The organism is Vibrio sonorensis (genome assembly GCF_001854765.1).
Lineage (GTDB): Bacteria > Pseudomonadota > Gammaproteobacteria > Enterobacterales > Vibrionaceae > Vibrio > Vibrio sonorensis.
In genome coordinates this window covers 1-9648 of sequence record NZ_LJJE01000118.1, presented here as the reverse complement: position 1 = coordinate 9648, position 9648 = coordinate 1, and the positions used below count along the sequence as shown (strand labels likewise).

The 9648-nt window shown below is 44.9% G+C and carries 9 protein-coding genes and 1 pseudogene; 2 read left to right on the top strand and 8 right to left on the bottom strand.

Annotation, left to right across the window (positions count from 1 at the left end):
• Window positions 1–24 precede the first annotated feature (24 nt).
• The 8 genes and pseudogenes from BLO31_RS21430 to BLO31_RS21400 all read right to left on the bottom strand — a co-directional run bounded on the left by BLO31_RS21430 (window position 25) and on the right by BLO31_RS21400 (window position 6065).
• Window positions 25–809 (bottom strand): annotated as a pseudogene (locus tag BLO31_RS21430) (ABC transporter ATP-binding protein).
• A 19-nt stretch (window positions 810–828) separates the two neighbouring features.
• Window positions 829–1233, bottom strand: coding sequence for a FecCD family ABC transporter permease (locus tag BLO31_RS24970; RefSeq protein WP_281182303.1), 405 nt, complete (start codon window positions 1231–1233; stop codon window positions 829–831).
• Window positions 1234–1274: 41 nt separating this feature from the next.
• Entirely contained in the window at window positions 1275–1862 is a 588-nt protein-coding gene (locus tag BLO31_RS24965; RefSeq protein WP_217495150.1) for an iron chelate uptake ABC transporter family permease subunit, read from the bottom strand.
• A complete protein-coding gene (locus BLO31_RS21420; RefSeq protein ID WP_070971736.1) occupies window positions 1859–2872 on the bottom strand; it encodes a FecCD family ABC transporter permease in 1014 nt (337 codons plus the stop codon). The genes BLO31_RS24965 and BLO31_RS21420 overlap by 4 nt, the downstream gene beginning before the upstream one ends.
• Window positions 2872–3798 (bottom strand): ABC transporter substrate-binding protein, encoded by a 927-nt coding sequence (locus tag BLO31_RS21415; RefSeq protein ID WP_070971733.1) that lies wholly within the window; start codon window positions 3796–3798, stop codon window positions 2872–2874. Before BLO31_RS21415 ends, BLO31_RS21420 begins: the two co-directional genes overlap by 1 nt.
• Before the next feature lie 174 nt (window positions 3799–3972).
• Window positions 3973–4584 carry a histidine phosphatase family protein gene (locus tag BLO31_RS21410; protein ID WP_070971730.1) on the bottom strand — a complete coding sequence of 204 codons (612 nt, stop codon included), beginning with the start codon at window positions 4582–4584 and terminating at the stop codon, window positions 3973–3975.
• Window positions 4574–5251, bottom strand: a complete 678-nt coding sequence (locus tag BLO31_RS21405; RefSeq protein ID WP_070971727.1) for a zeta toxin family protein — start codon at window positions 5249–5251, stop codon at window positions 4574–4576. The genes BLO31_RS21410 and BLO31_RS21405 overlap by 11 nt, the downstream gene beginning before the upstream one ends.
• Complete coding sequence (locus BLO31_RS21400) at window positions 5241–6065, bottom strand: 3-deoxy-manno-octulosonate cytidylyltransferase family protein (RefSeq protein WP_070971725.1); 825 nt, start codon at window positions 6063–6065, stop codon at window positions 5241–5243. The genes BLO31_RS21405 and BLO31_RS21400 overlap by 11 nt, the downstream gene beginning before the upstream one ends.
• A 478-nt stretch (window positions 6066–6543) precedes the next feature.
• Here BLO31_RS21400 and BLO31_RS21390 point away from each other — a divergent pair, with 478 nt between their 5' ends.
• Window positions 6544–8295 (top strand): bifunctional lysophospholipid acyltransferase family protein/GNAT family N-acetyltransferase, encoded by a 1752-nt coding sequence (locus tag BLO31_RS21390; RefSeq protein WP_070971719.1) that lies wholly within the window; start codon window positions 6544–6546, stop codon window positions 8293–8295.
• Window positions 8296–8560: 265 nt separating this feature from the next.
• Window positions 8561–9637, top strand: a complete 1077-nt coding sequence (locus BLO31_RS21385) for a TRAP transporter substrate-binding protein (protein ID WP_070971716.1) — start codon at window positions 8561–8563, stop codon at window positions 9635–9637.
• Window positions 9638–9648: the final 11 nt, after the last annotated feature.

Below are 9648 nucleotides of genomic sequence, written 5' to 3'. Positions count from 1 at the left end.
ACTCGCTGAAACACCACGACCTGATTAAGTAACCTTCTGCCCTTTGCCGTGAGGGATACACATAGGGGTTGCAAAGATCGGGTCGGCGACGATATCGCAATCCATGTTAAATACCGCTTTTACCATCTGTTTTGAAACCACCTCTTTTGGCGCTCCTTGGGCAAATACAGATTTGTCTTTAATAGCAACAATATGGTGGGCGTAACGGCAAGCCAAGTTCAAATCATGCAGCACCATGACTATGGTTTTATTCGATTCTTTATTCATATCGTAAAGCAGATCTAAAATCTCTATTTGGTGCGACATATCGAGATAGGTTGTCGGCTCATCTAAAAACAAGATATCCGTGTCTTGGGCTAAAGACATCGCAATCCAAGCTCTTTGCCTTTGTCCTCCAGAAAGTGACTCTAATGCACGATCAGAAAGCTCCGACAATCCGGTCGCAGACAGAGCGTGGTTAACTAATCGCTCATCATCTTTCGACCACTGCTGAAGCCAATGTTGATGTGGATAGCGTCCCTGTTTAACCAGTTGTTTCACCGTCAGCCTTCGGGAGCAATAGGGCCTTGGGGCAAAATCGCTAGCTGCTGAGCAATGCGTTTACTACTCAAAGAGTGAATATTGTTATCCAATAAAAAGATATCCCCACCTTGAGGCTTAAGCAGCCGACAAAATGAGCGTAACAGCGTGGATTTGCCACATCCATTCGCGCCGACAAATACGGTGATCTTTCCTTTGGGAATAGATAATGAAAGGTCTTCGATAATCGTAGTGTTATCGTAGCGGATAAGGAGATTCTGGCTCTCCATGCATGGTAAATCCAACACACTACCCTCGGTTGCGATATAAAAGGAAAATAAAGAAAGGCGCGCCAATTGCGGATACAAATATCCCCGCAGGCAAATCTTGAGGAATAAAAATTGTTCGCCCTATCAAATCTGCGGCCACTAATAGTATCGCCCCAATGGTGGCGGATACGAACATCTGAGAGGCAAAGGAAGCCCCTTTGAGCATAAATCTAGCGATATGCGGTGCAATCAAGCCAACAAAACCGACACCACCAGCAAAGGCTACGGCGCAGCCAGATAAGGCAGCAGCGAGCCCCAACAAAATAAATCGATATCGTTGTACATTTACCCCTATCCCTTCGGCACTACCATCCCCTAGATCGAGCGCTTGAATTTGGGCTGAAAACACTAAAACGACAGGCAATAGCAACATCCATGGCAGCATAGCGCTAACTTCTTGCCAACTGCTACCATAAACACTGCCGGTCAGCCATATATAGCTTCAAGCCTAACCGCATTAGGGCTCATCACAACGATAACGGTGGTGAAAGCGTTCAATGTTGCGGCTATGCCCAATCCAATCAAGACAAATCTCAATGGGGTAATGCCTCGATGCCATGCTAGTACATAGATCAAAATCGAAGCCATAAAGGCACCAACAATCGCCACACTCGGTAGCCAGTGCACGCTTATACTTCCTGCCAAGGTTGAAATAAACAGCACTGCGCTAAATGACGCACCACTTGTCACACCAATGATATCCGGTGATGCCAGCGGGTTGCGTATTACCTTCTGCAAAATTAAACCAGACACGGCCAATGCCGCTCCTGCAAACATGGCAATTAAAGTACGTGGTAAACGCAAGTGATAGATTGTAAAAACATGCTCACTCATTTCGGGGCTTAGCAAGGTCATTATCACTTGCGCAATACTGACATTCTGACTGCCTTGGCTAAGGGAAAGTAAAACGACAAACACACCGCACAAGAGAGCCAGTACGCTTATCAATAGGTGTTTTGGTGTGTACTGAAACGAGAGTGCGGGCTTACTTAAGCGAACCGTTTTTTCTGTCATCCTTTAGCCCCTTGCTTTCTTGCCAGATGGATAAAGAACGGTGCACCAATGATTGCAGTCATCACGCCAACTGGCAGCTCTTGAGGTGGCACAACAAAGCGAGAAACCACATCGGCAATTAGCAGCAGTGATGCACCGATTAAAGCACTAGTAGGAATAAGCCAGCGGTGGTCCAGACCAATCAAACGACGGCTAATATGCGGTACCACTAGCCCAATAAAGCCAATAAGACCAGCAATGGACACGGCACAAGCGGCTAGAACAATGGCCGACGATGCCGCTAATATTTTAATCAGATAGACATTTTGCCCTAGGCCAACGGCGACATCATCATTCATCATCAATAGATTGATATGCGGTGTCAGCAGAGCGATAGCAACAGAAGCAATCGCCACTAAGGGCAACAAGGCTAGTAAGGTATCTAATTCTCGATTAGATACCGACCCCGCTAACCAAAAAAGCACACTCTCTAGATTTTCATTATTAATGATTAGCAAAGCTTGTGTACACGAAAGAAAAAGAGCACTGATTGCCGCGCCAGCCAGTACGATTCTCAAGGGTGAAGCACCATCATTGCCGCTCGACCCTAGTAAGTAGACCAACGCGGCAGACAATAAGGAACCTAATAGAGCCGCCCAAACAAGATGGTTGATGGAGGTGATGGTAAAAAGACTAAAGGTTATGACTAAAAAAAACACCGCCCCCGAGTTAATCCCCAAAATACTGGGAGACGCGAGTGGGTTCTTGGTAATCGCCTGAACTAACACTCCTGAAACAGCTAAAGCCGCCCCAACAAAGATAGCGATGATGGCTCTAGACAATCGATCGGTTTGAACAATCAGATGGGCAATATTATCTGGCTGATAATTGAAAAATGATTCGACTACCGAGGTAAATTGAATCGCGGTCTGCCCAAACGTCAGGCTAGCGAAAAAGCTAAGCCAAGTAACGAGCACACACCCTATTAACCAGCCTAGCTTCCGTTTTTCTTTCTGTACCTTAGTGGGCATTACTGCTGCTCATTGAGCTGATAGTGTTGATTCAACTGATCCAGCATCAGGTTTGCAGCTAAGATCCCACCAGCCATGTTCCAAGCCACTGAATCAACAAAATACACCTGTTCAGTTTTTACTGCATCCAATGCTTTCCACAGTGGGTGGCTTGTCCATGATTGATAGTTCTCTTGCACTATCGGGTTAGCCTCATCCATAAAGACGAAAAAGGTCTTAGCATTCATATCTGGAATACTTTCCTTACTGGTCAGTTTGACGCCCCAGGTATCTTGCTGATGTTTTTCAGGGCGGGTGAAGCCTAACTCTTGTAACACTAATCCGCCAAAACTGGTGTAATAGATACGCGCGTGGTCGGGTCTAAAGTTGACCAAAGTCGCCTGCTGAGGCCAGTCACTGCCCAACTTAGCTTTCATTTTTTGTTGGAAAGCCTCAGTTCGCTTCGTCCATTGATCCAATATCTGCTGGCTCTCTTGTTGTTTGAAGGTCGCTTTGGCAACCAAGTCCAATGTCTCTTTGTACTTGTAGACATTTTCATGGGCAACGGTTGGAGCGATTAGTGACAGATGTTGATAGATTTTGGCATGGCGCATCTTTGAAGCGATGATCAAATCTGGTTTCAGTTTAGCAATCTCTTCTAAATTTGGTTGATTCTCACTGCCAAGTAAAACAGCCCCTTCAAGATCTTTTCTCAGGTATTTATAGATTGGTTTTTCTACCCAAGATTCCACGATACCAACCGGTTTAATACCGAGCGCTATGGCTGCATCCGTTGCACCTTGATAAAGGGTGACGATACGCACTGGTGCCTTCTCAATTTCAGTCACTCCCATCGCGTGTTCTATCGTAACGGCTTTTTCTTGTGCCATTGCCATAGACGACAACAACACACCGCACATTAAAACGCACTTTATTAGTCGTTTCATCTCATCTCCATTTGGGCGCAATTCAAAAATAGAATTGATTATCATTATTATTAAGATGAGATGTCAAATTTAATCAACTCGTTAGCACAAACTGCCAAAGTAGAGCTTTGGGAAACTGATATAAAAAAGCCTGATGAATCTCTTCATCAGGCGTTTCTCATGGTTAATTGGCGATTAAGGTTTAATGCCCCACTCCACCACTTGCCATGTCTGTTGGTCTTGACTCTCTATCACCACGACCCCACCTGTGGGCACTTTAAGCTCTAACTGGCTGGCTTCACAATCAATAACAAAAGGCAGGAAACGGATCAGACCATTGCTCGACACCACTAGGACATCTTTCTCTTGATGCTTACTGGCAACCTCTTGTAGGAAGTCTTGCCAATCCTGTTTAATTGCCTCTACATCAACGACCCACTGAGCGGGAACTGTCGCTTGTTGATCCCACTTTTTTAGCGCTTCTTCGCCAAGCTCTTCAACCACCTGTTTCTCCGGCATTCCATCGTGCCTACCGTAATCAAGCTCGTTAAACCTTTCATCTATACTTGTGTCGCTCGTCGCGACATTCAAATGCCGATTCATTTGCTCGGCCGTTTGGATATGTCTTTTTAACGGCCCCATATAAATATGGTCAACTTGATAGCCGTGCGCTTTGAGGTACATTCCCGCACGGTTTCCTTTCTCTTCTTCAACTAAGTCAAGATCCGTCTGCTTTCCTACGCGAAGTAAGGTATCGCCTTTACTAAACGTATTGCCATGACGAACGACAATCACTCTAGTTGCCATCAGTATCATCCTGTTGTCTTACTGTAACGTCGAAGTATCGACGGTACTCTGTTAATCGATTTTGTAACGCGTGATAGCGCTGCTCTATATAAATCTCCGGCGTATATCGCTGGTTGTCTCGGTTTTTATTATCAGTTTTCGCCCTAAGTCTTGCTTGCTCAATAGAGCAATCCAGAAACGTCATCTCGACTTGATAACCTTGCTTCTGGAGCACGAGATATAAATCTATGTGAGCTTCTGGCGCAGAGCTGTGCTCAAAAAGAACCGAGCAGCGTTTGGCAATGCAATCATTTAATATCTGATAACCGACCATTTGCGCTAAGGTTTCACTGCGATGAAAAGCGGCTTGAGTACACCTATTATGCAGTTTTTTGTAAAGGCTTAGTTCGGACATAATCGAATCAAAAGAGAGCGAAACCTTACCTAAGTCGCAACAGTGCGCCTTAATATAATGGCTTTTTCCGGCATAAGGGATCCCCGCGATAACTTCTAGTGTCGGGGAATCAAGACTTGGTGCATCATTAATAAGCTGATGACTGATTCGCTGGTAATCGCCAATCAAATCATCGTACTCTTCTGCTAACTGCCACTCGTCTAAGGCTTGTCGAAGTTCACTCCAACTATACTTAGTAACGGTTTTTGTGATTGTTAAAAAATCACTCGGCATAGAAATCGAATTCACCGCACTGTTTGATAATCGTTTCTGCTCGCTCTATATCTTCAGGGCTATCTACACCACTCATACCGATACGGCCTTGATACCCCACTTTGACCATTTTTATAGGCGTGCCATTTTCTAAAAAGCGCATCTGCTCTAGGCCTTCGCACTCTTCATAAATGCCTGAATCCCACTTAAAGAAATCTTGTAGTGCGTCATAAGTGTAGGCGTACAAACCAATATGACGTTTTACCGGCGATAAGGCTTCTTGTTCACGCATAGCATCTTCTTTGCGGATAACCGGTAAAATCGCTTTGCTAAACGTAAGGGCGTAACCCTGTTTGTCGATTTGTACTGTCGTTCCACTGTGAGGCGTCACCGATTTAGTTTCTCTTAGCTTGTCTAGCTCTTGCCAATTCAGGGCGACATAAGCCGTGTAAACGCCAGCAATTTGTGTGCGCTTCCATTCATCAATCAGAGCGGTGATAAACCACGGTGGACACAATGGGTTGTCACCTTGCAGGTTAATCACAAATTTGGGTTTATTTTCAAGCTGCTGCACCGCATCCCAGCTTCTGTCTGTACCGCTTTTGCATGACTCGGAAGTCATGACGGATGGAATATTGTGATGGGAGCAAAAATCCTGAATTCGTTGATCATCGGTTGCCACTACGTAATTACACTCTCGGTAATAAGTGCAAACATTGGCAGCAATATCCGCGACACGCTTGATCATTTCAATACCTGCGATGGCTTTTAGTGGCTTGCCCGGCAGTCTAGTACTTCCGTAACGGGCAGGGATAACGATCAACACTTCGCTCATAGAGTTTTCCTTTCAATCAACATCGACAATAGTTTATCACCTGCAAACCCCGTACGCATCAATGGTTTCAGAACTCGGTAAACAAAGGCCACGTCGTGGGAAAAGAAGAGAAAGTAAAGGAAATCCACTTTTATGTGGTCATAAACAACAACGGGAACCAAAAGGCTCCCGTTGGATTCCAGCTTAGCAAAGCAAAGGTTCTATTGACGTTATTATTATCGCGTATACCCGCACCTTTCACGTTAGCAATAAAACTTAAGCTGAGATACGAATTTAGTATATTTTGTGAGCGATATATTTTTTACCGTAATAAAATTAATCACGCTTTCATGACATTTTTACGACACGTCCAAAATCCACCCCATCTGTCATAGGTTCGTCATTGTTTTTTAACCATTTATCCATAAATCTGCCGCGTCCCTGACATCTTTTGCTTCTAGGCTGACAGAAATCCGAAAAGCTCTAGACTAGGAAATGTATGCAAGCGGTTAGCCCCTTTCGTCTACCAAGAAAAACCCCATTCGGCATTGGTGAAAATGTTACAGAATGGGCCACTGGCCTAAGCAAGCTAGATAAGTTTTACGCCCACCGTCCTCTTAATTGTGACACTCAGACTTTTCTTCGTTTTACTTTAGAAATCTTGGGCATTGACTACCAAATTGTAAAAGGAAAACTCAACAGTATTCCCAAACAGGGAGCAACGGTTATCGTTGCCAACCATCCACTTGGATGCATCGAAGGGGTGATACTTGCCGAACTGTTGCTGATGCTACGCGACGATGTTCAAATCCTTGCTAATCAGTATTTAAAGACGGTACCAGAGCTGGATGAACTGTTTATCGGTGTCGATGTCTTTGCCACACAGGCCAATAATAAATCGAACCTAAAAGCCCTTCGCCTTGCTCACCAGCACTTGGCAAAAGGCGGGCTATTGCTGCTCTTTCCCGCTGGTGAAGTTTCCCAGATGGTCGATGGGAAGCAGCAGCGACTAGAAGACAAAGAGTGGAGCCGCTCGGTAAGTTCATTGATTCGAAAAAGTAAGGCCACCACGGTTCCGGTATTTGTTGAAGGGCAGAACTCGAAACGCTTTTACATGGCAGGGAAGATCCATCCATTATTAAGAACCCTGATGTTGGGAAGAGAACTACTGAACAAAAATCAGCATCCTATTCCACTCACCATTGGCTCTCCTATCCCTTACAAAGAGCTGCACAAGTTAAACGATCAGCAGGTGGTTAACTATCTCAGGTTGAACACCTATTTAATGCAGCGAAAAAATAACCTTCAAAAAGCGCTTCCCACAACCGAACACAAGGCGTTACCCATAGCACCAAGACTGGATATCAATGACATTGAATTTGATATTAACCACCTTCCCAAGGAGCACCACCTACTCACCAGTGGTGAGTTTGAAGTGTACTGCACAAGCTCTGAATACATTCCTTCTTTAATCCATGAAATTGGCCGACTAAGAGAAATCAACTTTAGAGCGGTTGGTGAAGGCACGGGCTTTGCGGTCGACCTAGATGAATTTGACCAAGACTACTTGCACTTATTTGTCTGGGATAGAGAAAATAGAGCGCTGGTTGGCGCATACCGACTTGGATTGGTGGACGAGCTACTGACGCAATCTGGGCTTAAAGGGCTATACTCTCGCACTCTGTTTGACTACGACCAACGCTTTATCGAACAGATGGGTAACGCTATCGAGTTGGGGCGCTCAGTAATTGCCTCACAATATCAAAAGAGTATGAATGCCTTGTTATTGCTATGGAAAGGCATTGGAACCTATATCGCTCGAAATCCCCACTACACACATTTATTTGGTCCGGTAAGTATCAGTAATGATTACAGTCAGAAAACACGTCAGTTATTGACCGAGGCCATGACATTACATCACTACGACAGTCAATCTGCCCAATATGTGAAACCGTCACATCCTTTACCCAAAGAGCATCACGGCTGGAATACCAGTATGCTCAGTGCGCTTGGCGACTTGCAGTTATTGTCTCGTGTGATTTCTAGAATCGACGAGGGGAAAGGCGTTCCTGTATTACTTCGGCAGTACCTTGCCATGAACGGTAAGCTGGTCTGTTTCAACGTCGACCCCGCTTTTAATAATGCTCTAGATGGTTTGATCATGGTGGATCTTACCCAAGTTTCAGAGAAAACCTTAGCCCGTTACATGGGGCAAAACGAAGCTAATACGTATATTTCTAGCCATAAGTAGCCGACATATCAGCGGCCTAAATCAAACGGCCGCTGTGACTCAACCTCGATTTTTACATTCGGGATTATGCGACAGGGCCATGTTATTTAAGCCCATATCCCACCAGCTAATATCTCTCTTTCATATCGATCATCTTATTTTCCAACGATTTTTCAGCGTATCATTCCATCGAGAAGGTGCCACTGGTTGGATATAATGGTTGACGGTACCACCCTACTATTGATAGCTAACTCGTTACTATTCCAACAAGAACAACGAGGAAGTCATGTTCAACACACACAAAAAGTGGTTGGTAAAAACCACCTTATGCCTAACCAGTTTACTACTACCGCTCTCTTCATTTGCTGCTGATAAAGTGTATCGATTAACACTCGCCGAAACATGGGGACCCAATACTCCTATCTTGGGTGATGCCACCAAAAATATGGCCAAATTGGCTAATGAGATGTCCAATGGACGCCTTGTTATTCGCATTGATTCAGCCAACAAACACAAAGCTCCACTGGGTATATTCGATATGGTGAAGTCCGGCCAGTACGACCTTGGTCACTCTAGCTCTTACTACTGGAAGGGAAAAGTGCCGAATACTCTCTACTTCTCATCAATGCCCTTTGGCATGATCTCTACTGAGCAATATGCCTGGTTCTATCACGGTGGAGGTATGGAGCTAATGGAAAAAGTTTATGAACCTCATAACCTGCTTTCCTTCCCCGGAGGCAATTCCGATATTCAGATGGGTGGATGGTTTAGAAAAGAGATCAACACGCTAGACGACCTCAAAGGGCTCAAGATCCGCATTCCGGGATTTGCCGGAGAAGTACTGGCAAAAGTGGGAGCGAAACCTGTCAACATTGCTCCGGGTGAGCTTTACACATCTTTAGAACGCGGAACGATCGATGCCTTAGAGTGGGTCGGACCTGCATTTGATTTGCGTATGGGCTTTCAAAAAATTGCCCCTTACTACTACACGGCTTGGCACGAACCAGGATCAGAAACTCAATTCCTAGTGAACAAACGAACGTGGGAAAAACTACCCAAAGATCTACAAGTCATCTTAGAAACCGCTTTTAAAGCCTCTGCGTTCGACATGTATACACAAGCCCTTGATGCCAATGCTCGAAGCTGGGAAAGCATGAAGACGAATCACCCAGAGATCAAAGTTCGCGACTTCCCTGCCGAAGTACTAAGCGCAATGCGTGAAGCGAACCAATCCCTACTTGAAGAACAAGCGAGTAAAGATCCTCTGGCTAAAACCATTATCGAATCTCAGCAAAAATATTTGGCTAAAGCCCGCGCTTGGACAGATATTTCATCGAAAGCGTATTTAAATACCAATCCTTAAACTGGCTTTGT